This window comes from Alicyclobacillus sp. ALC3, assembly GCF_028751195.1.
GTDB lineage: Bacteria > Bacillota > Bacilli > Alicyclobacillales > Alicyclobacillaceae > Alicyclobacillus_L.
Genome location: NZ_CP066784.1, coordinates 4,357,236 through 4,382,016, shown reverse-complemented (window position 1 = coordinate 4,382,016; position 24,781 = coordinate 4,357,236). Strand labels below are relative to the sequence as shown.

Annotated in this window: 28 protein-coding genes; 14 read left to right on the top strand and 14 right to left on the bottom strand. The window is 48.3% G+C overall.

Going from position 1 to position 24,781, the window contains the following annotated elements:
* Window positions 1-13: 13 nt before the first annotated feature.
* The 4 genes from JC200_RS20395 to JC200_RS20380 form a co-directional block, all read right to left on the bottom strand.
* The gene (locus tag JC200_RS20395) at window positions 14-2,401 is read right to left on the bottom strand and encodes a heavy metal translocating P-type ATPase (protein ID WP_274433542.1); all 2,388 of its coding nucleotides are present in this window, start codon (window positions 2,399-2,401) and stop codon (window positions 14-16) included.
* A 42-nt stretch (window positions 2,402-2,443) separates the two neighbouring features.
* On the bottom strand, window positions 2,444-2,704 hold the full coding sequence (locus tag JC200_RS20390; RefSeq protein ID WP_236818102.1) for a metal-sensitive transcriptional regulator: 261 nt from the start codon (window positions 2,702-2,704) through the stop codon (window positions 2,444-2,446).
* Window positions 2,705-2,897: 193 nt separating this feature from the next.
* The gene (locus tag JC200_RS20385) at window positions 2,898-3,311 is read right to left on the bottom strand and encodes a hypothetical protein (RefSeq protein ID WP_274433541.1); all 414 of its coding nucleotides are present in this window, start codon (window positions 3,309-3,311) and stop codon (window positions 2,898-2,900) included.
* A 149-nt stretch (window positions 3,312-3,460) separates the two neighbouring features.
* On the bottom strand, window positions 3,461-4,285 hold the full coding sequence (locus JC200_RS20380; RefSeq protein ID WP_274433540.1) for a C39 family peptidase: 825 nt from the start codon (window positions 4,283-4,285) through the stop codon (window positions 3,461-3,463).
* Between the two features lie 560 nt (window positions 4,286-4,845).
* Between JC200_RS20380 and JC200_RS20375 the strand changes: the two genes are divergently transcribed.
* On the top strand, window positions 4,846-5,520 hold the full coding sequence (locus tag JC200_RS20375) for a DUF4396 domain-containing protein (RefSeq protein ID WP_274433539.1): 675 nt from the start codon (window positions 4,846-4,848) through the stop codon (window positions 5,518-5,520).
* Window positions 5,521-6,247: 727 nt separating this feature from the next.
* On the opposite strand, the gene JC200_RS20370 is transcribed toward JC200_RS20375, so the two are convergent.
* Window positions 6,248-7,555, bottom strand: a complete 1,308-nt coding sequence (locus JC200_RS20370; RefSeq protein ID WP_274433464.1) for an IS1380 family transposase — start codon at window positions 7,553-7,555, stop codon at window positions 6,248-6,250.
* 147 nt (window positions 7,556-7,702) lie between these two features.
* On the opposite strand from JC200_RS20370, the gene JC200_RS20365 reads away from it, so the two are divergent.
* The 4 genes from JC200_RS20365 to JC200_RS20350 all read left to right on the top strand — a co-directional run bounded on the left by JC200_RS20365 (window position 7,703) and on the right by JC200_RS20350 (window position 11,281).
* The gene (locus JC200_RS20365; protein WP_274433538.1) at window positions 7,703-8,017 is read left to right on the top strand and encodes a transposase; all 315 of its coding nucleotides are present in this window, start codon (window positions 7,703-7,705) and stop codon (window positions 8,015-8,017) included.
* A gap of 52 nt (window positions 8,018-8,069) precedes the next feature.
* Window positions 8,070-8,888 (top strand): MFS transporter, encoded by an 819-nt coding sequence (locus JC200_RS20360; RefSeq protein ID WP_274433537.1) that lies wholly within the window; start codon window positions 8,070-8,072, stop codon window positions 8,886-8,888.
* Window positions 8,889-9,041: 153 nt separating this feature from the next.
* Window positions 9,042-9,368 carry a hypothetical protein gene (locus tag JC200_RS20355; RefSeq protein WP_274433536.1) on the top strand — a complete coding sequence of 109 codons (327 nt, stop codon included), beginning with the start codon at window positions 9,042-9,044 and terminating at the stop codon, window positions 9,366-9,368.
* Window positions 9,369-10,564: 1,196 nt separating this feature from the next.
* Window positions 10,565-11,281, top strand: coding sequence for a beta-class carbonic anhydrase (locus tag JC200_RS20350; RefSeq protein ID WP_274433535.1), 717 nt, complete (start codon window positions 10,565-10,567; stop codon window positions 11,279-11,281).
* A gap of 166 nt (window positions 11,282-11,447) precedes the next feature.
* Here the strand turns inward: JC200_RS20350 and JC200_RS20345 are convergent, their stop codons facing one another.
* The 4 genes from JC200_RS20345 to lgt form a co-directional block, all read right to left on the bottom strand.
* The gene (locus JC200_RS20345; protein ID WP_274433534.1) at window positions 11,448-12,404 is read right to left on the bottom strand and encodes a multicopper oxidase family protein; all 957 of its coding nucleotides are present in this window, start codon (window positions 12,402-12,404) and stop codon (window positions 11,448-11,450) included.
* A 1,093-nt stretch (window positions 12,405-13,497) separates the two neighbouring features.
* The gene (locus JC200_RS24570; protein WP_443111847.1) at window positions 13,498-13,680 is read right to left on the bottom strand and encodes a YHS domain-containing protein; all 183 of its coding nucleotides are present in this window, start codon (window positions 13,678-13,680) and stop codon (window positions 13,498-13,500) included.
* A gap of 306 nt (window positions 13,681-13,986) precedes the next feature.
* Entirely contained in the window at window positions 13,987-14,412 is a 426-nt protein-coding gene (locus JC200_RS20335; RefSeq protein ID WP_274433533.1) for a hypothetical protein, read from the bottom strand.
* 65 nt (window positions 14,413-14,477) lie between these two features.
* Window positions 14,478-15,284, bottom strand: coding sequence for a prolipoprotein diacylglyceryl transferase (gene lgt, locus JC200_RS20330; RefSeq protein ID WP_274433531.1), 807 nt, complete (start codon window positions 15,282-15,284; stop codon window positions 14,478-14,480).
* Window positions 15,285-15,512: 228 nt separating this feature from the next.
* On the opposite strand from lgt, the gene JC200_RS20325 reads away from it, so the two are divergent.
* On the top strand, window positions 15,513-16,124 hold the full coding sequence (locus JC200_RS20325; protein WP_274433530.1) for a class I SAM-dependent methyltransferase: 612 nt from the start codon (window positions 15,513-15,515) through the stop codon (window positions 16,122-16,124).
* Between the two features lie 159 nt (window positions 16,125-16,283).
* Here JC200_RS20325 and JC200_RS20320 read toward each other — a convergent pair whose 3' ends face one another.
* The 5 genes from JC200_RS20320 to JC200_RS20300 form a co-directional block, all read right to left on the bottom strand.
* Window positions 16,284-16,580 (bottom strand): metal-sensitive transcriptional regulator, encoded by a 297-nt coding sequence (locus tag JC200_RS20320; RefSeq protein ID WP_274433529.1) that lies wholly within the window; start codon window positions 16,578-16,580, stop codon window positions 16,284-16,286.
* 385 nt (window positions 16,581-16,965) lie between these two features.
* Window positions 16,966-17,169 (bottom strand): hypothetical protein, encoded by a 204-nt coding sequence (locus JC200_RS20315; RefSeq protein ID WP_274433528.1) that lies wholly within the window; start codon window positions 17,167-17,169, stop codon window positions 16,966-16,968.
* 217 nt (window positions 17,170-17,386) lie between these two features.
* Entirely contained in the window at window positions 17,387-17,611 is a 225-nt protein-coding gene (locus JC200_RS20310) for a hypothetical protein (protein ID WP_274433527.1), read from the bottom strand.
* Entirely contained in the window at window positions 17,595-18,557 is a 963-nt protein-coding gene (locus tag JC200_RS20305; protein ID WP_274433526.1) for a hypothetical protein, read from the bottom strand. Before JC200_RS20305 ends, JC200_RS20310 begins: the two co-directional genes overlap by 17 nt.
* A gap of 13 nt (window positions 18,558-18,570) precedes the next feature.
* Window positions 18,571-19,224, bottom strand: a complete 654-nt coding sequence (locus JC200_RS20300; protein WP_274433525.1) for a cytochrome b N-terminal domain-containing protein — start codon at window positions 19,222-19,224, stop codon at window positions 18,571-18,573.
* A 397-nt stretch (window positions 19,225-19,621) separates the two neighbouring features.
* On the opposite strand from JC200_RS20300, the gene JC200_RS24565 reads away from it, so the two are divergent.
* From JC200_RS24565 to JC200_RS20260, 8 genes are all read left to right on the top strand, one after another.
* Entirely contained in the window at window positions 19,622-19,945 is a 324-nt protein-coding gene (locus tag JC200_RS24565; RefSeq protein WP_443111846.1) for a DUF2933 domain-containing protein, read from the top strand.
* A gap of 739 nt (window positions 19,946-20,684) precedes the next feature.
* The gene (locus tag JC200_RS20290; RefSeq protein WP_274433522.1) at window positions 20,685-20,864 is read left to right on the top strand and encodes a hypothetical protein; all 180 of its coding nucleotides are present in this window, start codon (window positions 20,685-20,687) and stop codon (window positions 20,862-20,864) included.
* A gap of 47 nt (window positions 20,865-20,911) precedes the next feature.
* Complete coding sequence (locus JC200_RS20285) at window positions 20,912-21,295, top strand: DUF302 domain-containing protein (RefSeq protein ID WP_274433521.1); 384 nt, start codon at window positions 20,912-20,914, stop codon at window positions 21,293-21,295.
* A 194-nt stretch (window positions 21,296-21,489) separates the two neighbouring features.
* Complete coding sequence (locus JC200_RS20280) at window positions 21,490-22,023, top strand: TlpA family protein disulfide reductase (protein WP_274433520.1); 534 nt, start codon at window positions 21,490-21,492, stop codon at window positions 22,021-22,023.
* Between the two features lie 23 nt (window positions 22,024-22,046).
* A complete protein-coding gene (locus tag JC200_RS20275; RefSeq protein ID WP_274433519.1) occupies window positions 22,047-22,757 on the top strand; it encodes a cytochrome c biogenesis CcdA family protein in 711 nt (236 codons plus the stop codon).
* A gap of 23 nt (window positions 22,758-22,780) precedes the next feature.
* Window positions 22,781-23,317 carry a TlpA family protein disulfide reductase gene (locus tag JC200_RS20270; RefSeq protein ID WP_274433518.1) on the top strand — a complete coding sequence of 179 codons (537 nt, stop codon included), beginning with the start codon at window positions 22,781-22,783 and terminating at the stop codon, window positions 23,315-23,317.
* Complete coding sequence (locus tag JC200_RS20265; RefSeq protein ID WP_274433517.1) at window positions 23,317-24,033, top strand: hypothetical protein; 717 nt, start codon at window positions 23,317-23,319, stop codon at window positions 24,031-24,033. The genes JC200_RS20270 and JC200_RS20265 overlap by 1 nt, the downstream gene beginning before the upstream one ends.
* Before the next feature lie 6 nt (window positions 24,034-24,039).
* Complete coding sequence (locus JC200_RS20260) at window positions 24,040-24,648, top strand: TlpA family protein disulfide reductase (RefSeq protein ID WP_274433516.1); 609 nt, start codon at window positions 24,040-24,042, stop codon at window positions 24,646-24,648.
* Window positions 24,649-24,781: the final 133 nt, after the last annotated feature.

Here is a 24,781-nt window from a genome sequence, read left to right as displayed (position 1 = left end):
CACATGCAGGAGCTTACGCGGCTGTTCGATGGCGCGCAAACTGACGGCGAAGCAGCAAACTGTTGGATACCACACTGACTGAACTTAGAGCCATGGCAGCTCCAGCGATGATGGGGCTGAGAATTCCCAGCGCCGCCAAAGGAATGCCCAGCACATTGTAAAAGAACGCCCAAAACAAGTTCTGTCGAATCTTTCGCATCGTCACCTTGGACAGACGAATGGCATCCACAACACCTTGCGTATCCGCGTTCATCAATGCGATGTCCGCGGCTTCCAGGGCAATGTCCGATCCGGATCCCATCGCAATTCCAACATCTGCGGAGGCGAGTGCCGGCGCATCATTGATTCCGTCTCCCACCATCGCAATGGTCCGACCACTCTGCTTCAATTCACGGACTTTGGCTGCCTTATCCGTCGGCAAGACCTCTGCCATCACGTTTGGAATTCCAACCTGCTTTGCCACAGCCTCGGCCGTTCGGCGATTGTCTCCGGTCAGCAACCATACCTCGATTCCCATAGCGGTTAGGTCTTTCACCGTTTGCACAGCATCCGCCTTGATGGCATCGGAGATCGCCAGGATGCCGAGTAACTGGTCGTCCACCGCCACAAGAACCGCAGTCCACGCCAGCTCCTCAAACTTTTCTAGCACGTGATCGGGGATATCCTTGACTCCAAGTTGCGCAAACCAACGTCGATTGCCAATACGAATTCGGGACCCACCCAGGATCCCTTCGACGCCCATTCCAGTTACAGCTCGAACGTCGGTCGCTGAGGGGATGTCTGGTATCTTTGCTATTGCATGTTTGGTGATGGCCGAAGCCAATGGGTGTTCACTTTGATTTTCAATTGCAGCAGCCAAGCGCAATAATTCCTCTTCGGTAATATTTCGGGCTGTCCAGATATCACGAACTTCTGGATGACCCGTGGTGAGTGTTCCTGTTTTATCAAAAACGACCGTGTTCACCTTGTGGGCATTTTCTAAGTGCTCGCCGCCTTTGATGAGGATGCCAGCCTCGGCCCCCATGCCGGTTCCGACCATAATCGCCGTTGGCGTCGCAAGCCCCAAGGAACACGGACAAGCGATAACCAATACCGCAACGGCTGCAATCAACGCGTGCGGCCATCCAGCGAAAATCCCCCAAACTATAAAGGTGATCAGAGCTACAAGAAGAACCACGGGCACAAAGATTCCCGATATTTTATCGGCCAAACGCTGGACAGGCGCTTTCGAACCCTGAGCCAAGTCAACCAAACGGATGACTTGAGATAGCATGGTGTCCGCACCAACCTTGGTCACTCGCATGACAAAGGGCTGATTTTGATTCACAGAGGCCCCAACCACTTCATCGTTAGGATGCTTTTCGACGGGCATCGATTCACCGGTCAAAAATGACTGGTCAACGAATGTGGTGCCTTCAAGAATAATGCCATCACTCGGGACTTTTTCACCGGGTCGAACCCGGACAACGTCGTCCACGCGCAGCTCCTCAACCGGGATATCCACTTCTGTTCCGTCCCGAAGCACATGGGCGACCTTGGCTCCGAGTTTCGCCAGTTGCTCGACGGCTGCTGAAGACTTCGCTTTTGCTCTGGTTTCCAGCAGTTTCCCGAGGAAAATCAAGGTGACGACCGTGGCGGACGTATCAAAGTATACATCCTGTGTCCCCAATACGGTTAACACTGCACTGTACACGTAGGCAACAGACGTCCCCAAGGCCACTAAGACGTCCATGTTGGCCGCTCCACCGCGTAGAGAGTGATAGGCCCCTTTATAAAAACGCCAACCAATGTAAAACTGCACCGGGGTCGCCAGAATCCAACTGACCCAGTTTGGAAGAAACGGTTGTCCGCCAGCCAATTGAAACAGCATCTGCGCAATTAAGGGGGAAATTAAGACTGCAGAGAGCCAGAACTTCCGAACCTCAATACGGTATAAACGCTGTTTTTTGGCCCGTTCGTCCTCAACCTTGGAATCATCCGCTACTTTCGCCCCGTATCCCGCTTTCTGCACCGCTGCAATGATATCGGATTCCTTTACCAGCCCAGGAATAAAAGCCACGTGGCCCTTTTCCGACGCGAGGTTCACGTGGATGGAATCAATACCCGGGAGCTTCCCCACGACTTTTTCAATCCGAGCCGAGCAAGCGGCACAAGTCATACCTTCAATGTTCAAGTCCAGTTCCTGAAGTGGCACTTTATACCCCGTTTTTTCAATCTTCTCCACGACGTCGTGCCACGACGTGTTGCCATCGAGGACGACACGTGCGCGCTCGGACGCTAAATTGACGTTCACCTCTTTTACACCCGGCATCTTGCTCACGTTTTTTTCTATTCGTGCAGCACAGGACGCACACGTCATGCCTTCCACAGGTAATGTAATTTCCGTGGCCAATGCTTCCATATTCCTTACCTCCTTCATAACCACCATGCAAGTCGGTCTCGTTTATCCCTTCGTAAATTTCCGAATCACATCCATCAATTCGTCAATTTTCTGTTCCCCTCCGTTGTGACTGGAGATCGCATCCGCAACACAGCCGCGCGTATGCGACTCCAATAGAGCTAACGCCACTTGATGTAAGGCATTCTTAATCGCCGAAATTTGCACTAGAATGTCGACGCAGTACCGGTCTTCATCCACCATGCGTTCAATTCCCCGAACCTGTCCTTCAATTCGCTTTAACCGCAGCATCAAATCACTCTTCATCGAACCGTAGCTGTGCGCATGGCCCGATTCGGTATGCGTGGTATATAACTCGTCCATGGAACTTCCTCCCTTTCGGGCAATCTTTTCAGTCTCACCTTAAGTATACCATACCCCTGTCAGGTATGACATATCCAGACTGTGACAAAAATATTGCGGTGTCGTCTCAACCGGCCACCTAACCCCATCTCCTTGACTAACCCCACCCCCGTTTTCTTTGAAGAATCCACCACAAGAACATCTCGACACCTAGTGTTCCCAGTTGAAGAATCCAAATCGCACCGAGACTCATCATTCCAAGTAACATGACACCCATGGCGGTCCCCATAATGACAGACAAAATGGCCTCCATCATATCGAGGGAATGACGTGGACCAAAGAGGAAGTAGAGGGTGATGCCTATCACAATAAGACTAATCAAGACACTGACCCACTTGCTGCCGGTGGTCGTTTCTACAAACATCGTGAAAAGAAAGGACAGTGCCATACTATTGCCCATGCACATCTTCATGCGAATCGAATGGGGTATGCGCTCAGCCTGTTTACTCATTAAACGGTAACAAACCGAAAAACCGATCAAGGAACCCACGAGGCTAGTGATAAACAACAATCCAATCTACCCCTTTCCGGTGTCAAACGCTGAGCCACACGGTAGAGGATATGCGCGTCCTGGAGTATCTTGGACATGATGCTGTATGCTTTATAAAAAACGATTTTCGATCTCAAATTTCAATTGGAGACGGGTCGTATTAGGTTGCTTTACGGAATGACGGTCACTGCCTGCTTACCTAACTGTTCCCAGGCAGCGATGAACGGTTTTGGGTTCACGGCTTCAGCCGCCACTCCGGTTAAAGAATCGTTCACAAGCAAGTGTTGGCCGTTCCAACCCACCAACAGTACGGTATGTTCCTCCATGGTTGCACGAACCGGACCTTCTGGACTTACCCACGTTTGCCACAGAGTGGTAGGTTGAAACGTCGCCGTTGTCCATACCATCACGGGATGGCCTTTTGCCACTTCAGCCATAATCGACGAAAAGGAATCGCCGGTTAAATCCTTGGCGCTTCCAGGGAGCAGCTGATTAATAAATTTCGTCATGGGACCGTGGTAAATCCCATATCCGTAACCAGATACGTTTCCTACAAAACCGACATTGGGATTCCCCCAGTACTTTATGTTCCCTTTGGAGTCCATCACGAGTTTCGTTGGATCTAGAGGTTCTTCCTTGGCCAAAACCATTTTATTAATCGGATGTCCAACCGCAGCAAGCAACATCGATAGGGTGGTCACTTCACACCCATTTTTCAACTGCGGCAATTGGGATTGTGCAGGTACTTTGATCAAGACCTGCTTGGGTAGTACAAATTGACTCGTCGTTTTCGATCCTGTAAGCGAAGGAGGAGTCTTCGTTATTTGTTTGGAGTGAACTGCAAGAACTTTCTTCACAGATTTTGCGGGAGCCCGAACTTGTACAATTTCGGCCAGAACAAATCCCCCGGTGCCGACGAGCACAAGATATATTATGAGAACCGTAGCCCGCCACCTGCTTCTTTTATTGCCGTTGCGAACATGCGCACGACTCAACTACACCCTCTCCTTTCTTCAACTATCCGTAGTTCATGACCACCGGGAAATGGCACACTGTTTGCTGATAGTAAAATTCATAGGTTCGATCCTACATGAGAAATATGTGGAAAATGTGTGAAACCAGTCATCCAACAAAGCGATATGTTTGCGTGCCCACCATAAGTGCAACTGAATCTATGAGAAAACATGTATTTGAGAATAATTGGATGAATGCCTATGAACAGATTCACAGAGGGAAGCTAGGGTCCAGAGGTTTTTTATCTGGCTAGAATTTGCAGGCGACAACTAGCGTAGCGGGCATTCAGCACCAACTGCCGAATATCAATTCGCTCCAGACCGAACGCGAAGACATACCTGTCAGTGCGGTGTCACTTGTATTCTTAATTTGGACTTGTGCTGATCTTTGCCGATACCCGGTTGGCGCAAGCTAAAACTTGTCTGGCCGGACAGTACGACATGTGTAGGGTCTGTTGAGACCCAAGTATAAACATGGGGCATTTCTCCAACACTGCAGGATGAGACAGTAACCGGAAGTTGAAGGCGGAGGTGGCGTGGTTGTGGGGTTGATTGCAATGATATGGGGTGTCTCTTCGATCACCAGTGTAATCTGGTTACTCATTGATTTACGAAGTCAACCGGAAATCATGACAATGATGAAGGTAGCCTGGACGCTCATTACTTTATACCTAGGTATCATAGGGCTAGCACTTTACGTATCAAGTTGCCGAGAACCAAGACCTGGTACACATGATGAATTTATCGCTCCGATGTGGAAACAGGCAACCGGATCAGTAATTCATTGTGTGGCCGGAGACGCCCTTGGTATTGTGACGGCTGCCATTGCCACATCCTTTCTGAGTATGCCGATGTATGGTGACATGATTGTCGAATATATCGTCGGATTTTTAGTCGGATGGCTGTTGTTTCAAACCGTTCCAATGATGCAGATGAATCACATCTCGTTTCAATCCGCACTCCGTACAGGGTTTTGGGCCGAACTGCTTTCGCTCACATTCATGGTTTTGGGCATGTTTCCGACCATGGTTTATTTAATGAACCTTTTATCCGTCATGTCCCCATGGGCATTCAGTTTCTGGTTTGTCATGTCAATGAGTATCCTCGTCGGTTCCGTGGTGACATACCCCATCAACTGGTGGATGGTCTCGACAGGGATGAAGCACGGGATGGGAAGTGCACATGTCATGGGCCACGGTGGTTCTCAACCCGTGTAACCCATCCATTCAGTGAAACATGTTCACGAATGAAACTCAGGCGTGCGTATCCACCATGGGGTGCAACGTCGTTTTGCGATATCTGGTAGATTTACATCTCTACGACTGTGACGATTAATGATACGGGATGAAATCAGGCCAAAGGTGACGGTATACCCAAGCTATTGGTGGAAGAGAATGTTTCATCAATTGTCAGGGACAAAGATTCCACATTTGTCTTCCGCAAGTCCCACCGGCTCTATGGGACGGATGATGGACGTGAAATGGTTATGTGACGCGCAATTACAATACCCATGAACGAAGTGACAGGCTAAATTGGCCTTTAAACACAATCCGTAAAGCTCCGATGAAATTTCCACTGTCAAGGGCCTGCTATAGCTCTACGAAATTCGTTATGATTTGGTTAAATAGTTCGGCCTCCCTAATCTCGTGATCGGTCTGAGGAACAATGTAACTTTGTGGGAAAGTATAGGTGTATGTATCTATCTCTAAGTCATCCGTGCTCTAAAGCCCCGTAACTGGATTTGAGTCTTTATCCCTTATCCACTAATCTTAAACCCGGATTTCGACGGTTTGTTCATTAACCAGCCCGGCAGGGCTAGGATTTCAATATATCGGTAAATATGTATACGGTCACGCCGGTATTACACGCTTTTTTCTGTATTTGAACGCACTTCCCCCCTCCCCAGCAGAGGCTACTATTTTCCCATATTCGATTTGGAAATCACTACGGTACAGTCTGAAGCATTTGCGCCGATAGTCGCTCTGCAAACTCGGGAAGACGCATGGTCCACTGTCTTGCATGTCGGACCAGAATTCCAGGTAGGAACAGAAGCCTGCGGCGAAGTCGTCCCGCTGTCCACGGACGAACCGCTGGTTGCAACGCCACTTGTTTGTACAGCAGGAATAGGTTGTACGCCAGCAATTTCAGACCTTGCAATGCTTGGTTGGCACCGTAGTTCTGACTGGAAAATTGGTCGACGGCAAATCCGTACTTCGCTTCCTTAATGTGATTCTCAGCGTTACCACGGTAGTTGTAGAAATGCCAGATATCCTCGCCACCCCAGTCTAGCGTTGTGGCAATCGCCTCGTACTCCCACATCCAATCCGCACACAGGACTTCCTCCGGTTCAACATCTAACCGACGAACAATGACAACCCGTCGAGGTTTTTCCCAAGATGTTGCCTGATACATAGTGGAGGCGACATCGCAATGTTCGTTATCGCTTTGGGTGATGCAACGCCAAGCGAGATTTGGCGCCTGTGCAAACTCTGCCAATCGCTTTGTCCACTTCAGCTTGATGACATAGTCTTGACCATCTTGTTCTAGCGGTTGAAATACTTTCTCCCCGGTGAATCCTTTGTCGCTACGGATTGCACGGATGTGGACGCCTTCGGGTAACTGCTTCTTTATCGCTTCGTAAAAGTCTGCGAACCCATCTGCTGTGTGAGCGTCACCAGAGCGCAACTCGTCATAGATGCAACAACCAGTCTGCGAGTCAAATGCCAGCAAGGGATGGAAACTAGCTCTGCCGTGATGATGTGGATTAAACCCGACGGCAGACTTCTCTTGGTTTCCATATACCGTTTCTACGGAAGAGTCGATATCCACGACAATATCCCGTCCTTTAGGGAGCAAGGATTTCAGTATTTGACGCTGCGCTGAGCGAATTGCCTTCATACCTGCCGAAGAGCCCATCCGTTTTAAATCCTTGTACAGCAGAGTGGTATCGGGTAGCTTCGGCAAATCTAGTTTGAGCTTAAGAAGGGGATCTTGCTCGATGTTCTCGAAGTGGAAAATTCGTTCCTGACCCAGCAAGGAGCCCAGTATGAATGTCAGCGCTACATCATCCATTTGGAACTGAGCGTCTGTTCGTTTACGCAGACCCTCTACACGAAAATTCTTGTCAATTCCAGTCCCTAGAACGAAATCTATGAGTCCTGTCGCACCGCCAAAAGCGGTGACAGAATGGAGATTGAAGCGGGTATGTATTTTACTGCTTTTCCGACGGTGGTGTTTTGGTGTATGATTCACCCAAAAGGTGCTCCTCTCTGGCTTGGATTGTGTTCTGGACAAACCCAATTTAGCCATATATGGAGCGCCTTTTCAATTACTCAGGTCAATTCTTCGAAGAAAAACCGTCGAAATCCGGGTTAAATCATCAGTGGAGGGGATTCATCTATGCAGCGCAAACGCTACGCCATGGAGTTCAAACAACAAGTTCTGCAAGAGGTTCGGGAGGTCGGTAATGCCGCCCAGGTGGCTCGGCGTCACGGCCTGACGCCTAAGGTTCTCTACGATTGGATGAACAAGTCCAAACATCATGGCTGGCAGAGTGCTACAGCAGATGCGAAAAAAATTTCTTCCTACGTTCCATCCGCAGCGGAGTTTAAGGAACTGGAAACGGAGAACGATAGGCTCAAGAAGATTCTCGGTGACAAGGACTTGGAAATTTCCATTCTGCGTGACCTGTTAAAAAAAACGGATCCCGCCTAGTACCATGACTTCTGCACAAACACACCAGATTATCTGGACGATGGGTATCATTATGAGCGTAGTCATTGTTTTTGCGGGTATATTCATCAAAGACCCTCCGAAGAACTGGTGGCCCGCCCATATCGATCCCCTCAATTGGAAGAAAGACAACCGTACACCAGCAGACATCAGAAACAATCCACCGGCACCACATCAGTATAATATTAAAGAAATGTGGAGCACGCCGCAAGCGAAGTGGCTTGGTGTCCAACACGCACTATTTATCGGTGCAGGGTTATTTGGTGTTAACTACTTCTACAATTTCGCACAAGCCATGCATCTAGGCTCTGCGGCCGCTGCCGTTGGATCTGCCGGATTTGCGCTCGCGGATGGCATAGGGCGTCCATTGGCTGGTTTATGGTCAGCACATTGGGGACGAAGACGTGTGATGGCTACGAGTTATGCATCACTTGCTGTTTTTCAGCTGGCTGCGTTTATAAGCGGATATGAGCATAGTTCAGCCGCTTTCATCATCTTCGCGTTCCTCAGTGGTGCTCTCTCGGGTGTCAACTTCCCACTGACAGCCCTCACGGTGTCCGACTACTATGGTGAGAATAACAATTCGGGCATGTATGGCACCGTTTACGCTTGGAAGTCTTTGGGAGGTGGCTTCGCTGGTGGAATCGCTGCGATGATTATGACCGGCAGCGTTTTTGGAGGCGACCCCTTCTACTGGGTACGAGGATTTGTCTTTGGTATCGTACTATGCCTCTTGGCTTCGTTTGTCGTATTCTTCTTGTGTAAGACGCCCACTATGGAACAGGTGAAGCGCGCCATAGCTAAGGCGTCAGGTCGCAGTATAGAGGCGGTCGAAGCTGAGATGAATGCCTAATGTACTATCTTTTAGTTAAGGTGAGGTAGGTATAGGGTAATCGGCTCACCGTTGATGGATGAGTCCGTTCCTCGAAGAATGGTTTTCGTGCACCTCCGAATGTACGTACTAAAAAGCGTTAATTCAAAGCTTTTTACTGTGGAGTCATTAACCATGGTGAACATTAAAGGAATTGCCTTAAAAAACATCAAACAGGGTTACGGACCTGAAGGAAACGGTTTGGAAGCGTCCATTTACCTTGATGGAAGACATGTCGCGAGCATTAAGAACAATGGCAATGGGGGAAACAATCGATATCATTGGGGCATCCGTAAGAGCAACAAATGGGTGAATCTTCCGGAAGCTAGAAAAACCATCGTATCGAGAATACGAGATTACTTTAGGGAGATTGGCAAAGAAGAACTGTTTGAATCCCTTGATGCGTTTTTTGATGCTATCCTTGAACTGCAGCGGATTAAAGACGCAGCTGAATCTGATTGATTTGCCAACAATAGCAGTTCAGATGAAGGTATATGATTTGGCTGAGCGCAGGAGCTTTAGTCAATGCAACAACCTTCCTTAGATCAAAGCCTCCAGTTTTCACTCTGCTGGGGGCTTTCGTGTTTGCGTAGTTGTAGTCTATTGACCTGTTTTCGATCGAATAGCCAAATTAAAAGTCCCGTACCAGCTTTGCCGAACGATGCGAAGCACCTGCGCCTCGATGTCTCTTCATCGAGAACGCTTGACGCAAGAATCAATTTGCCGCTGATTCAAGTGTGTTTGGTTAGTGATTTTACCGTACAGTGCTTTCTATGGGGAAGAGTGAAAACTGATAAGATATCTGGTGAATATTGGACGGTTGTCCGATTCTCTCGTGTGTGTACATCAGAGGGGATCGGACTTTTTTGTGTTGCCCGGAGGTGATAATCTCTATGATCGAATCGAATGCATTACACGCCATCTCTAAACGCTCAGCGCTTGACAATATATTGTGGCATCACGCGCATGCTGAAGGATGGATTACACTGGCTGTCATGGGAAAATTCTACACGTCCGCGCACCTTAGCACAAGAAGCTCCTGGGGCTTACGAAGCAGTCATAGGCTATGCACAATTCGTTGAGCCGCAAGGAGTCCCAAATATGTACATAGCCTGAGTCGTGAGTTAAATCATATCAACACATTGGTGTTATGGTGCATGTCTTGACCGCATAGGGAACGAGCAACATAAACAAGACAAAGATAATCAAAAACACAACCGCCCACCGCGTATAACCCCCGAATACGTCGCCGTCATACATCGTCTTCGCCAGACGCAGGATTTACATGGTGAATCCTTTAAAATCAGTACGCAGCCCCTGCTCCGTACCCAGGAACCAATAGGAAGAACAGCACAAAAATGATGAGAAATACCACGGCCCACTGGGTAAATGCTCCGAACACCATCACACACCCCTCCTTCGCGATATGATGATTACACTGTATGTATCCCCCTCAGGCTATAACGCGGCATTTGTCCCCTCCGTTTTACCACTTGGAAAATAACGACATCAGAAGCAACTCGCTCTGTTCTGCAAAAATCGTATTGCTATGCCCTCGGAACTTCGCCATAGTGTGATGACTGACAGGAACATGCAACTCAGTGTTCGCATAGCCTACAAAAGACTAAAATGGGCAATTGCCACGGGGGGAACTACTCGTGAAGCAAGAAGAAAATTCGGAGGCCGCGAAAGTCCGGTTAGGTAAAGAGCACAAACCAAACTCCTATATGTATCAAGAGGTTGGAGAAAAAATTGTCCAGCGCACAAATTGGGCGCTTCGCAGGCAAAAAGAACTGCCTAATAATCGCCGTCTGTTCGTGTTAACCTGTATGGACGAACGCGTGCCCATTGAACAGGCACTGGGTCTAGAAGTTGGCGATGCCCACGTGTACCGTAATGCCGGTGGAGTGGTGACCGATGATGTTATTCGATCGGCGGCATTGTCCTGCAACTTCTTTGGTTCGCATGAGATTATTGTTGTGACTCATACTGAGTGTGGGATGATGAGTCATTTCTTCCACAGTGGCGCCAATATGATTATGAATTATTTGGAATTTCACCTGGGCCAAAAAATAGACCCTGGAACGATACCCCTTGACCCTTCCCTTCCAGAGTTACAACTTACGGGTGATGTGAATCGTTCCTTTGTAAAATGGATTCGGATGTTTCGTGATACAGATGCCGCATGCTTGGCACAGGTACAGATGTTGCAAGACCATCCTCTGATTCGCAAAGACGTTCCGGTAAACGGGTATGTTTATGAAGTGGAATCTGGTGCGCTTCGCTTACCCTACCAGAGAATTTCGGATAAAGTAGACACGGCTCAAGAAATGTTTGCAAAAGGGGTCTGGACGAATCAACCCACGACAAGATAGAAGTAGCGAGAACAAAGATATAAACGTGTTCCTCCGTCGTCTCATTTTCGACAGTTTTTGTGGACAGGGTTTCTTGTATATAAGGACCTTTCACACCCCTTGAGATGGTGGAAAGGTCCACTCCGAGAACGAATACCGGACAGCCTCTATCTAGTAGGATTACTGCTTAATTCATATACCGAAGAACGGTAAACATACCTCCCGTATCTGCACTATGGTCGTTTGTCGCATGATGAGGTTTATGACAATGAAAAGCCCAAATACCAGGATTATTCGCGACAAACTCTACATCCCATGTCTCTCCCGGGGCGACATTGATCGTATTTTTATAAAGCTTATCGGTTATCATCATCCCATCTGCTGCAACAACTCTGAAGAAATGACCATGTAAGTGCATGGGGTGGGAGTCCATACTGAGGTTCGCCAAACGAAATCGTACACTTTCGCCGGACCGCACTCGCAATGGGGCCGTTGCTGGGAAGGCCTTTCCGTTCATCGTGAAGTAATTGAAGTCCATGCTCATCGGATCAATCCCATAGACGTTGGGTGATGAGTTGCTGGGGTGTTCTCTGCCAACTGGCATACTCATCCCGGTTTTAGTCATCCCATCCCCTGTTTGGACACTCCACTCCTGAAGAAGGAGAAGATACTCTCTGTCTGCCGTCAGTCCATGACGCGGAACGGCGATAAACATGCCGCCCAAGCCCATCATTTCCTGTTTGGCATCGATGGCGTGCGCGTGATACATATAAGTCCCTGCTTGACGTACAAGAAACTCGTATGTGTAGGTTTCTCCGGGTGAAATAGATACACCTGCACCAATCCCCGGCACTCCGTCCACCTGGTCTGGCACAATTAATCCATGCCAGTGGATGGACGTGGTCTCAGCAAGATGATTTGAAACGGAGATTTGAACCCGGTCGCCTTCATTCACCAGAATCACTGGACCTGGGGTCGTTCCATTGTATCCCCATGCTCGAATAGAAACATCCGGGGTAACAGATTGGACTACCTCCTCAGCTACGAGATGAAAATGTTTTCCACCGTATTCGTTCGTATACGGTACAAACTGAAGATTTGGTGCGATCAGCTTCGTGCCCCCGACCGTCATTCGTCCATTCATCTGCATTCCTCCTCCATAACAGGATATGCAGATGCGAGTCATCCGCCTAATAGGCAATCGTCCAATTCAACATTCCGACGATTGAAGTTGCCGTCAACCTGACGTCACTCAAGGACCCAGCCTCAGTCATTATTGACCTCTACCATGCTCATGGGGCAATGGAGCAGTTTCATATCGGACCTGGAACGTCTTCCGTCCGGGAAGTTTGCAACCAATGACCTGGTTTTACACTCTGCGATACTTGCCTACAATTTGCTCCGAATTCTCGGACAAGAGAGTCTTAAACGTGAGGATACACCGCTCAAAAATGGGGTACAACGGCGACGAATCCGTGCCGTCATTCAAAACCTCATGACACTTGCGGCTAAAATGACAGGCGCAGATGCCTACGGTTTGGTAAGCACAGTCCATGGCTTCCCGTGTTCCACCGCTTGTACTTGACATTCGGATAGATGCCAAAATTCATCAGGGTCTACACCCCAACGGAAGGTTGGGTCTGTTTGGGTTACTCAAAACTCAAACTGAATTCCATTTGAACGATAACTCTTCTCAATCTCTGCCCCTCGGGAACAAAGAACAGCTTATGTCACGGATTCAGGTATAGTTCATATCACAATTCCTATCTTCCGGGTTGCAGAAATCCAGGTTGTGGAAAGGTGGGTTAACGGATACCCGAACACGGTATTTTCTTTTGTCGGGAGTCTTGCTTATGACCGTACTACTTGTGGCAGGATGCGGTTCATATGTATATTCAGCCGATGGAGTGGGACCAAGTAATTCTACGATACCGACTGGAACTGACCAAAATGTAGTCGTTAACTCTGCTGGTAAAGTAAGTAACCTAGCCGTATTTAAATAAAAGGTCGGAAAACGACAGTTTGTACCGGACTCACCACAAAAAAGATTCCGACCGGAACAATGTATAACGTGACAGGATGCTAAGATACGCCATTTGGCGGAGTTCTATTTGTGGTCCCCTCGAATCAATGACAATGAATTAGGTGGGTACGGGTACGAAAGGGCGGTGTTTACCGTCCTTTCGTACCCTCGCAGCAAAGATTGTGGCGAGGCGTAAAACGTAAAGTCGAGGTGATCAGTCGTACTTTTGACTGTGACCGTGATGTGAATGTGAATGACCAGTCACATGTTCCTCGGGACTTTTTACGAAAGTATCCCTACAAACATCACAACAGAAATAGTACGTTGTTCCATGATACTCCGCTGAGGGACTACCCGTTTCCTGAACATTCATTTTGCATACGGGATCCAGTGCCATGGCGACCTACTCCTTTGTAAGGTGGGAAGAGTATTTAGGTTCAAAACGGGATGACGTTGAGCGACAAGGATGAGTTGGCGGGTGCCGAGATTCCCATCCGCTTTCCACTTTTATTGAATATACTATACCCTCGTATGGTATTGTCAAGGTTGAAAACTTATGTTTGAGAGAGCAGCCCTTACCAAACGAGCCTGAAACACTGATGCCACATAGGTCGTTCTTACAAGTATAACTTTTGAATCATGGCAGTCCAGATATCCCAAACGAACCCTATCCAATCATCCCGTAGTATTAAACTCATCGATATCATTCACGAACTACTACTTTTGCCCAGTTCGAGTTCACAGGTTTTACAATAACCGTCTCTCCAACCTTTAAGCATCGATAATTTTGCATGTTATGGATGTCGGTAACAACCAGCGTTTTATTATGTGGCAGTGCAAGAATGTTTTGACAATGACTCAATCCTAGAGCATCAGGCGTGCAATTTGTATCCGTCTTTATAACTCCAGTTTCCTCAGTGGACAATGTGCCCCGAACAATTTGCACGAAACGTTCATGATGAACCCCGTTCGTCTGCCAGTTCACGACGGTGCCGGGAGGCTCAGGCAATGATATTGACGTGGTACGGGAAATTTGGGATGACGACAATATTGTACGACTGATGCCTAGACCTCCCAATACACCGAAAATACCCATCATGGTGAAAATCAGTGTTGCTTTTCTTTGCATCGGGTTCATCCTTCCAAGCAGCAAATGTAGGTTGCAATACCATCCATAAAACAGGCCATGGATGACTACAGGCTTTGTAATCCCCCTGGCAAGTCCTGATTGCCCCTGGAGTCCCTGATGAATTTCCAAAAGATCAGAACGACAGATATCATGATTACCACTGCACTCGTCCACTGTGCAGCCGTCCATCCCAAACCGTATCTGGGACTATCTCCGCGTAAAAATTCCAATCCGAATCGTGCCACACTGTACAGCAGGTTGTACAAAAGAAATAATACACCGGTGGGCAATCGCTTCCTGGATATTGCAAATAAAACTGCAAAGATGATCATGTCCGCTTGACTCTCCCAGACCTCGGCAGGCCATAAGGGTTGGTTTCCATAGCTCTGATAGGCCATGGTGCCCGGTGGATAAACAAGCCCAAATCCTTGACCTGTCGGGGCACCAAACGCATCGCCGTTCAGGAGACAGGCCACCCGACCGATGGCTTGGCCAAGGATAATGGATGGAGCTAATAAATCAGCCACTTGCCAGAATGGGAGCTGGTGACGCCAACAATACCAAATTCCAATCACAAGTCCCCCAACAATTCCTCCTTGAATGGCTAATCCCCCTTGCCATATCGCGACCATCTCCAGAGGATGGGCAAAATAATACGCAGGTTCAAAGAAAAACACTTGCCAAGCCCGAGCACCAATCAGCGCACCCACCACGACTGAATACGCGAGTGGCACCAAGTGTGCCTCATACTGTTTGACGGTCAGGCGCGCTAAAGTGATGGCAGTTTGAAGTCCCAAAAAGATGGCTAATAGTACGGTGAGTCCATAGGTACGAACGGAAAACTCTCCAATATGAAAAAGGACCTGATGCACATGAATCCTCCCTCCCTGAGATGGTTGTACGGATGCCCCTGAGTCATCAAACGACAGGTACATACTATACCCGTGTAATGTATTTTACATGATGCAAGAGAACTATTTATGTCGTTTCAATTCTGTGGATTGAAACTGGAGTGAAGCACACATTTTCTTCACAAGTCAGGTTTATTATCGGACTGAACACAAACTCACATGGCAAATCACAAGTGGCAGGTGAACGGGATGCAAGACCTGACTGAAACGATCCGTAAGCGTTACAACCGTATTGCACCAATGTACAATTCTATGGACACCATGATCAAACCAACGTGGCGTGAGGAGTTGCTTCGCGACGCGAAAGGCAAGGTACTCGAGGTGGGAGTCGGAACAGGGGCCAACTTGTCTCATTATCCACCCGGCTTGGAGATTGTGGGGATTGACTTTAGTCCACGCATGCTCGCATATGCGCAGGAACAAATCCTGAGTCTTCCGTCGAACATTCAACTTCAACAGATGGACGCACAACACCTCGAATTCCCGAATGACAGTTTTGATACGGTCGTTGCCACCTGTGTCTTTTGTTCTGTACCCGACCCCATCCAAGGTTTGCGAGAGATTCACCGGGTCTTAAAGCCGACTGGACACTTACTGATGATTGAACATATGCTCAGTGACAATCCCGTATTGGCCTTAGCACTCCACATCCTAAACCCTGTCACGGTACGAATTTCCGGCGCAAACGTGAATCGAAAAACGATCCAGAACCTGCAAAGCGCTGGATTTCATATCGCGGACATAAAAATGTTGGCGTTTAAGGATATCGTTCGAAGAATTGATGCGGTTCCCCATCTATGACCCGCGCAGCAAAACGAGCGCAACATCCTCGGATCTAGATTAGAAAAAGTGAATCGAGGTCGTGGTGAAGGTTATTCGTGTTAACATAGGGACAGGGCGGTGAAAAACCGCCCTAACACGGGAACAGTCATAGATATCCAAACACGCAGCCGTCTAGGATTAGTCATCGATAAATTGACGAATTAGTTCCACAAGTTCATCCATCTCTTTTTTTTTACCATCCACACCGTGATCCAAGTCTTGGGTCACATAGCCCCGGGTATGGGATTCTAAAACCGATAACCCCACCTGATTTATCGCACTTTTCGCGGCAGAAATCTGAACAAGTATATCCACACAGTAGCGATCTTCTTCGATCATCTTCTGAAGGCCACGAACCTGACCCTCAATGCGCTTTAATCTCCGCATTACATTCTCAGCGTGCCTGTTTTCGCACTGCACCCGAGGATTCAGCATGAATCGCCCAACCTTCCTTTAAATCGGAGATAAAATCCTTTCCCCAAAAGACATCTTGCTTCAGTATACATGTCTGGGGACAAGGATGTTAGACCCTTACGGATGTGATCCATGAAGACTATTGGCACGTCTCTCCATCTATCTTCACTTTCACAGTTACCAGAAGATTCGATGTTTATATACGATGACAAGGCTTTTACGTTGTTAAAATTATCAAGAAACATAATAACCATAAGTGCTGACTACATCCTGATTGGGGTCCATAAGATCTCGAACTCACAGATAACTTACCTTGCAATTCTGTTAAAATATCATAAATTTTGATCTCAATCTACCGAATGACTTCAACCATTGGAGGTCTGTATCCATGATTCTAGTTCTTTCCTTACCCGAATGAAGAAGAGGAACCGTCATCCTCTGCAAGAAAGAGTTCCCTTGCAAGAAAGGCAACTACACCATATTCTGGAATGTTGATCATGCAGAAGTCACCCACTATTCCTTGCACAATCCCACGTGAACCAAGTAATTTGCCCGGTTTATACGCCTGTGGTCCAACGACCACCGACTGGCCTATCGTAAACGGATTCATGGCTTCTTCACCTCCACACGTGATTTTCCAGAGAGGTCCTGTTTCATGTTTTATACATTCTTACAGAGCCTCTATGGAATGAATATCTAAAGCGAAAAATCAATCAAGTGCTATCCCTTCACAGCTGCGGCAGCGGCCATGATCCACCAAAGGACGCCCACGAACAAAACCATGGCCACAAGCAGCGACCATCCATCCTTGTGTCTCCTTATCCAATTCACTTTTGTCTCATCTCCTCGCGCCCCTCCCGAATGTCTCTTTCAGCCCACCGCATGATGACACTGAGAAGTACGACCACAATCACAAAGACGACGGTGTACAGCCACGTCCATGTTGAGACCATGTTGTTAAAAAAAGATCCCATTGCCCAAATACCTACCAAGGAAAGAGCGAGAAACGACAGGGACGCGATGACCGGGTGATTTTTAAATCTTGGCAGCATCTTGGGTCACCCCGGATGAAGGAACATTGGCCTTATAGTTTTCAACTTCAACGGGATTCACTGCATAGACCAATTTGTAAAGTCGGAGGTACTTCGGTATGGAACGAAATCCCGGAACGAGCGGAAACAAGACCACGAAGAACAAAGCAATCAATCCGTTCCAGAAAATAAATCCAAGACCGGTCGACCCGCCCGGTAACTCTACGTGGGCAATCGCAGGAACAATGAGGTACCAAGGTCCAACAAAGAAACCACGCTCCTTAATCATGCCCCACTGGTCGTCCGTCAACCCATTTTGTATGGCCGTATTGAGCAGATAAGGCTGGTCGTACAACCAAATATTAGTGTACTGGTAAACGTTACTTGGACTGATTCCCTGAAAATAAGTCTCTAAATATCCATTTTGGGCGAGTTTCAATATGGACTGGGCCATCACCGGGACGGGACCAAAATTTCCCGTCAACGATTCAATTTTCGTCATGGACGGTACGGGCGTTGTACCCATGCCTCCCCCACCCATCCCGTTCGTCCCCACGGTCTTTTGAATCGCTTTGTCGTAGTTCATCGCCCATTTCGTCTGTTGACTTATATTGGCGGCAAGAAATTGATGCAGGGCGATTTGTTCGTTTGGAGACAAAGCCCACGAGGCACTTTTCAATGGGTCAATTACGAGACGTTTGGCCGGGTCGCTCATCCCATATTCATGCGTATTGGTATAAGAAGCAGAGGTTCCATCCAGTTCCTGCGCGACCGCCCATATGGCTCCTCCCGGCTGCATCGCGGACACTTTTTTGATGGTGGCCTGTGGCCAATCCGGAGACCCAACCGCAAAGCCAAGAACCATGACCACAGCAACTACTAAGAGGCCCACAATGGGGTACCGCCAAAAGCAATGTGTGACAATGCTAAATCTCGTCTCGGAAGTATTGCTTTGTCCTTTCACCATATTCTCCACCTCCCTACAATGGCCGTGCAATGCCTTGTAATTTCACTAAGGTTACATGTACGCCAATCAGCACCACGAGAACAAACGGGATCAGCGCGACATGAATGATGAGGGCGGATGTAAAATTTTCTGGGGAAATGAGCCGTAGAAAAGGGGCAGTAAACAGCATGTCATCGGAATGCATCGAGACAAACTGCGATTCCCAATCCCCCCGTGCTAGTAATCCAAACAAATTTTCACCGAGAGATAGAAAGAAGGTGACAAATCCAATCGCATAGTTCACCCAACGTTTTCCACGATACGCGCCTGTCAGCCAAACGCGGATAATGTGAAGGAACAGAAAAAAGAAGAAGGCCTGTGCAGACCAGTAATGCATGGACTTCATCACGATTCCGGCATGCGTTCCGGACCACCACGTTGGTCCGAAAAATGTCAAAATTAAACCTGTCACTAGTAATAGAAGAAATGAAAAGAAGGTGAGTCCTCCCATACAGTACCAGTACGATTCTGCATAGGAAGGGGATACTTTACCAAACATTCGGTTGAAAGGTGGCAGATATGCAAAACTCTCCAAGAAAGCTCGCCAAAAACCCCGTTCTCGCCGACGTTCCCCGAATCTGAACGGTTCGGTTACATGATGTGCAAAATAGTCTTCTTCCTTTAACACGATTCGTCACCTCGCTCAACCACTGTGGAGAGGCTCATTCAGGGTTCATCTGCCCGAGTGTCCACCCCGTCCATGGTTTAGATACCACAACCTATTTCGACATGGTTCTTTGCAACTGGCAATTCGAAATATAGTTACGAATGGCATCGGATGCATCCGCCGCGATCCCCCTTTCCAACTCATACTATACCCCGGGTAGGGTATATGAACTATGGACTGAAACAACTATATTTTCACAAATCACTGACTAGTACAAATGCGCTATCTGGCAATATAGCAGACTAGCTCATCCGGCTATTTTTTGCGTTCGAGTCCTTCTTCACACTTTCTGCATCATTTCTTCACATCTAACCGGTAGGCTCGAACAAAATAGCTTTGATTTTCAACACCAGGTACGATGAAGAACTACTCTAGTCAAAAGGAAAAGAGGGTGTCTAAGGAAATGATTCAAACGTTTAGTACGATTGCTGTCGCCTTGATCTGCCCCTTGATGATGATTTTTATGATGAGAGGGATGCACGGTCATTCAAGTACTCACTCCATGCATGGGTCATCAAAGAGGAAATTCGGTTCCAGAGAAGAAGAACTGGATGATTTGAAGGAGCAGCTCGCCGACTTACAAGCGGAATATGACCAGCTGTCTTCAGAACTTCGAAGGCAAAGTCCTGAATCCAGGTCATCGAGCGTTTCCTCTCCGCATCTCGTGAAATCGCACCAATAAGCCATTGCAGAAATGGCGGCTACTAAATCTCGCATACGCTCTCACGGATGCCATAACCCGGCTGAAATGACCAAGAGCTGCTTCTCTTGGTCATTTGCCTTTGTTTACCTGCGGACTTTACACATCGTACCCTTTTACTGTGAATCCCGCATACGCCCTGAAACCGGCATTGCGTGCCTGATTCCCCACTCAAAAAGCTGATTTTGAAATTCCAAACCCTCATTTTCCTCAAACAATCCACAAACTTTCTCCACATTCCGGATCTAAGGTAGGAACGTACTAAAAAGACAGAGGGATTTGCATGAAATGGCGTACCATTCTCATTCCCACCCTACTGATTGGCCTGGGTGATACGAGGAGGATTAGCCGTATCTCAAGCGTTTGCGCAAAGCGTGTCTCAGGCATTTCCCTATAGCTATGCGCAAGCAACCACTACTTCCAGTGCCAGGTCGACGGCCCCCTCGACTGCACCATGGAGCAACAACCGTTTTGCAGGCATGATGGGTCAGGGTTTTTTTGGGGGGGGAAGGTAGCAACGCTCAAAATAACTGGGGCAGTTGCATGGGAGGGTCGATGATGAATTAGTTCTATGGTTCGGTGTGAACATCCAACCATCCAATACCAACCAGGAGTATAGAATGCATAACCCGGAGCGGCGACCACTTCTCGCGTACCACGCCTTTACATTGAGAGAAAAGGGAGACCTGTCGGACTCTACAGGAAAGGAGTAAACAAGAAGATGAGTACGCAAACTTACGTAGAGACCGTGTTGTGGGGGATGATTGCCTGGGGTACATTGTACTTTTTGCACCAGATGCTCCCTCATGCTACCATCAAAGGAATTCAGCAAGCTGTTTTCCCCGCCCATAAACAAGATACGCAACCGTCAAAACTGGTGAGCGAAACGAACGGTCAATAAGTGTCATCTCATGTTGAGATTTCCATGAAAAATGAAGGAGTGAGGACATGTTTCATTATACCGTACAAACGAACAAGTCGATGGACCAAGTGCTGCATGATTTAGAGCAGAGTCTCAAGAATCAAAAATTTGGGATTCTCTGGTCCTTGGATATCCCTGCGACCCTTCAATCGAAGGGCGTCGATTACACCAAACCCTATCGGATTTTGGAAGTCTGTAATCCTGTGAAAGCCAAGGAAGTACTAAACGAAGCCGACGAGGTCGGGTACTTCCTTCCTTGTAAGATCGCGATCTATGAGGACGGTGGTGTCACGAAAATTGGTCTGCCAAAGCCAACCGTCCTGATGGAACTGGTAAATCGTCCGTCTCTCCAACCGATTGCAGCCGAGGTGGAGAAAGCCTTAGTGGACGCAGTGAATGACGCCGTGTAATGCCCCTTGAAGTGTACCCACCGAATACGTACGCAAGGGATCGGGACTTCTCGTCCGGTCCTTTGTCATTTAACCCCCCCAAAATGTCCCTGCTCCATTTCGCCCGTCTCCATAATTTCCACACAATCTTGAGTATGATGGGAGTGTACGGCCCTTCCACAACCGTGACACGATCGTGACTTGGATGTGATGTGATGAAAACGCAGAAAAGGCAGATCCTCTTAGCTTCAGTCATCGGTGCGGTGCTCTTGCTCTTGATGGGCTGGATTACGGTACGCTATATCATCCACTCCAAAGTGGCCAAGGTGGGCGATGTCGCACCAAATATCCAAACGACCACCGTCTCCGGTCAACCGTTTGCTCTGAATTCCTTGCGGGGAGAAACCGTTTTTCTCAATTTCTTTACACCCTGGTGTCCTCCTTGCATTCAAGAAACACCTGACCTCATTTCATTCGCCAAGCAATATGGCGCCAAGGTCCACGTGGTTCTCATCGATCGCGGAGACGGACCGCTTTTGGTCTCGAACTACGTGAAGCAGTACCATGTCCCAAAAAGCATCACCGTACTACTCAATACCCAAGATGTTTGGTCACAGCCGTACGGGGTCACCGGACAACCAGAGACATTCCTGATCCGCCCGAATGGTACGATCGCATACCATTTGATTGGCCCACTCACGGAACCACAAATGGTTCGACTCGCACAGTTAAGTGGAATGAAGAAGTAACCGATACAGATTGGAGTGATGACATGGGATCCCATCCCACTTTGTGGCTCGCGTTTGCAGCAGGCTTTCTATCCTTTATTTCACCGTGCGTGCTCCCGCTCTATCCGTCCTACATCTCCTATATCTCCGGGGTCACGTTTGCGGGCGGCGAGAGTCAGACCCTGGGTCATCGCATGAAGGCACTGGCACATACCTTTTTCTTCGTACTCGGATTTGCCATCATTTTCTTTTCCTTGGGGATGTCCGCCACGTTGCTGGGGCAAGTCTTTATCGACTATCGCGATGTCATTCGCGTCGTGGGTGGCATCATCGTGATCGTCATGGGTTTGACCCTGACAGGACTTGTCAAACTCAAATGGCTGATGATGGAACGCAAATGGGAGTACCGGGGTAAAAAAGCAGGTTACATCACCTCTGTGCTCATTGGCATCAGTTTTGCGGCCGGGTGGACCCCTTGTATTGGTCCCATCCTGGCTTCCGTCCTGGTTCTGACAGCCACACAGTCGACCTTCGGCGTAGCCTTGATTCTTGCCTACATTGTCGGCTTCGCCATTCCGTTTTTTATTCTTGCGTTCACCATGGGTTCCGTGCGAAAACTGGCGCGCTATGGAGCCATCTTATCCAAAATCGGTGGATACCTCATGATTTTTATGGGATTCCTGCTTGCCACCAACATGATGTCGAAAATCACCATCTGGTTAATCCAATTATACGGTGGGTTCACCGGATTTTAAGGTATTCGTGAGGAGGATTTGTCGTGAAGAAAATTCAAAAATGGTCGTTTCTCGGATTGGGGATTTTGCTCCTGTTTGGCGCGGTTTTCTTCGTCACTCTGAAAAAGCCCTCTCAAGCGAGTGTAGCGGTCTCCCCAGAAGTGGGTTATCGCGTTCCGTCTTTCACCTTGACCACCTACCCGGGAAATGGCTCCGTTACCGTGGCGTCGGACGTTCATAAACCAATGCTCATCAACTTCTGGGCTTCGTGGTGCCCCCCTTGTCAGGCCGAAGCTCCAGATTTGGAGAAAGCCTATCAAAAGTACGGACAACAAGTCGAATTTGTAGGGGTCAATTTAACGGTGCAAGATTCATTACCTGCTGTCCAGAACTTTCTGAGTAAATACGGGATCACGTATACAACCGCTTTGGATAAAACGGGTGAAGTAGCCTCTGAGTATAAGGTGGTGGCCATACCTACTTCCATCTTTGTCAACCGTTCCGGGGTTATCGTGGACCGCTATACGGGAGCGATTCCACCTCAGTATCTGGATTCCGACCTGCAAAGGATTGAACAGTAATGAACGTCGTGTTGATTGTCCAAACCCTTCTCCAGAGACTGCCGTCGGTATTCATCGCCGCTTTCATCGGGGCCGGCGTAACGCGTTTTTATCTGCAATTTGTGAAAGAGCCATCCTTACGGCGTTTCCTTTCGGACAAATTGTGGGGTAGCTTGATTGTTTTCGCGTTGGTCACGCGCTTCTCTGGACTGATTTTACATCCAAGCATTCTTGCGCAACCTAACTTTTACACCTTGTTTGGCACTTCTGCAACCAGCGGGATCGCTTTGGGCGTCCTCGCGGTAATTGCGTATCTTCTGTTCTCCTTGCGTAAAGCAAACCACTTGGATCGCTTCCAGAGGTCGACGTGGATCGCTCGCATGAGTTTGGTGGTCAGTGTCATGTTTTACCTGTACCAGTCCTTCCTGGACCTGCCGCCATTTTGGGCGGAAGATGTGTTCCGGTTCGCGCTGTCTTTCTTGATTCTCGTTACGCTACACACGAAGCTGACCGTTCATTTCAGTCACCGTTTGTGGGGTGCACTGGCTGGGTTCTGGCTCCTGACATCGTTGATGGTGCCCCACGTCAACCGAATCGGGCCGCTGGACCTAGGACAATGGACGGCCGTGCTTATCGTGCTCACTGCCATCGGGCAGGAGGCTCTGAAGGATTTTCGGCAACCCACTCATCACCCTACAGCTCAGACATCCCATCCATTGGACCGTGATAAGGAGTGACAATGTATGAAAACCATGGTGTCATGGATACTTAGCTTATCCCTTCTGGTGACAGGATGTGGGACAGTAGTCCCCGACAACTCCACAGGAGGACCAACAACCTCGTCAAATTCAGCAAACGGAGCCTCAATTAGACAGTCCTCGCAACTTCCTACCGCGCCAGAGAGTCCACTCGTGGGTCATCCGGCTCCGAACTTTGACCTCAAAACATTGAATGAAAAGACAACCGTAGCCCTCCACGACCTGTTAGGTAAGCAGCCCATCCTGATCAACGCCTGGGCCTCTTGGTGCCCTCCTTGCCAGCAGGAAACGCCAGACCTGGTCGCGATGTCCAAAAAGTATGCTGGAAAAATTCAATTCGTGGGCGTGAACATGACCAGTGACCACGACAGTGTGACGACCGCCAAAGCGTTTGTCCATAAGTATGGGATTACCTATCCAACTTTGCTCGATCTCAAAGGAAGTTTCTTTAAAGACTACCAAATCATCGGCTACCCCACCACGTTCATCCTAGAACCCAATGGAATGGTTCAGAACGTGCATGTGGGTCTATTGACGCGGACGCAAATGGAATCCCTGATTGCAGGCGCCCTGAAATCCAACAAAACAACCTAATCAAGAGCCTAAACTGGTCTGTTTTATCGGACGACGAAATGAATGTGTGAAATCCTCCGTTGCGAGTCGGAGCAACGGGGGATTTCCAAGTACAGTATCACGCGACTTTCTCAAACTTACCTACATAAAATCA

Bases quoted from the DNA above. Each gene is read 5' to 3' on its own strand.
- JC200_RS20395 (WP_274433542.1), bottom strand. From the start codon at position 2,401: ATGGAAGCATTGGCCACGGAAATTACATTACCTGTGGAAGGCATGACG.
- JC200_RS20390 (WP_236818102.1), bottom strand. From the start codon at position 2,704: ATGAAGAGTGATTTGATGCTGCGGTTAAAGCGAATTGAAGGACAGGTT.
- JC200_RS20365 (WP_274433538.1), top strand. From the start codon at position 7,703: ATGCAGCGCAAACGCTACGCCATGGAGTTCAAACAACAAGTTCTGCAA.
- JC200_RS20360 (WP_274433537.1), top strand. From the start codon at position 8,070: ATGAGCGTAGTCATTGTTTTTGCGGGTATATTCATCAAAGACCCTCCG.
- JC200_RS20355 (WP_274433536.1), top strand. From the start codon at position 9,042: ATGGTGAACATTAAAGGAATTGCCTTAAAAAACATCAAACAGGGTTAC.
- JC200_RS20345 (WP_274433534.1), bottom strand. From the start codon at position 12,404: ATGAATGGACGAATGACGGTCGGGGGCACGAAGCTGATCGCACCAAAT.
- JC200_RS24570 (WP_443111847.1), bottom strand. From the start codon at position 13,680: ATGGCACTGGATCCCGTATGCAAAATGAATGTTCAGGAAACGGGTAGT.
- JC200_RS20335 (WP_274433533.1), bottom strand. From the start codon at position 14,412: ATGCAAAGAAAAGCAACACTGATTTTCACCATGATGGGTATTTTCGGT.
- JC200_RS20325 (WP_274433530.1), top strand. From the start codon at position 15,513: ATGCAAGACCTGACTGAAACGATCCGTAAGCGTTACAACCGTATTGCA.
- JC200_RS20320 (WP_274433529.1), bottom strand. From the start codon at position 16,580: ATGCTGAATCCTCGGGTGCAGTGCGAAAACAGGCACGCTGAGAATGTA.
- JC200_RS20315 (WP_274433528.1), bottom strand. From the start codon at position 17,169: ATGAATCCGTTTACGATAGGCCAGTCGGTGGTCGTTGGACCACAGGCG.
- JC200_RS20310 (WP_274433527.1), bottom strand. From the start codon at position 17,611: ATGCTGCCAAGATTTAAAAATCACCCGGTCATCGCGTCCCTGTCGTTT.
- JC200_RS20305 (WP_274433526.1), bottom strand. From the start codon at position 18,557: ATGGTGAAAGGACAAAGCAATACTTCCGAGACGAGATTTAGCATTGTC.
- JC200_RS24565 (WP_443111846.1), top strand. From the start codon at position 19,622: ATGAAGAACTACTCTAGTCAAAAGGAAAAGAGGGTGTCTAAGGAAATG.
- JC200_RS20290 (WP_274433522.1), top strand. From the start codon at position 20,685: ATGAGTACGCAAACTTACGTAGAGACCGTGTTGTGGGGGATGATTGCC.
- JC200_RS20285 (WP_274433521.1), top strand. From the start codon at position 20,912: ATGTTTCATTATACCGTACAAACGAACAAGTCGATGGACCAAGTGCTG.
- JC200_RS20280 (WP_274433520.1), top strand. From the start codon at position 21,490: ATGAAAACGCAGAAAAGGCAGATCCTCTTAGCTTCAGTCATCGGTGCG.
- JC200_RS20275 (WP_274433519.1), top strand. From the start codon at position 22,047: ATGGGATCCCATCCCACTTTGTGGCTCGCGTTTGCAGCAGGCTTTCTA.
- JC200_RS20265 (WP_274433517.1), top strand. From the start codon at position 23,317: ATGAACGTCGTGTTGATTGTCCAAACCCTTCTCCAGAGACTGCCGTCG.
- JC200_RS20260 (WP_274433516.1), top strand. From the start codon at position 24,040: ATGAAAACCATGGTGTCATGGATACTTAGCTTATCCCTTCTGGTGACA.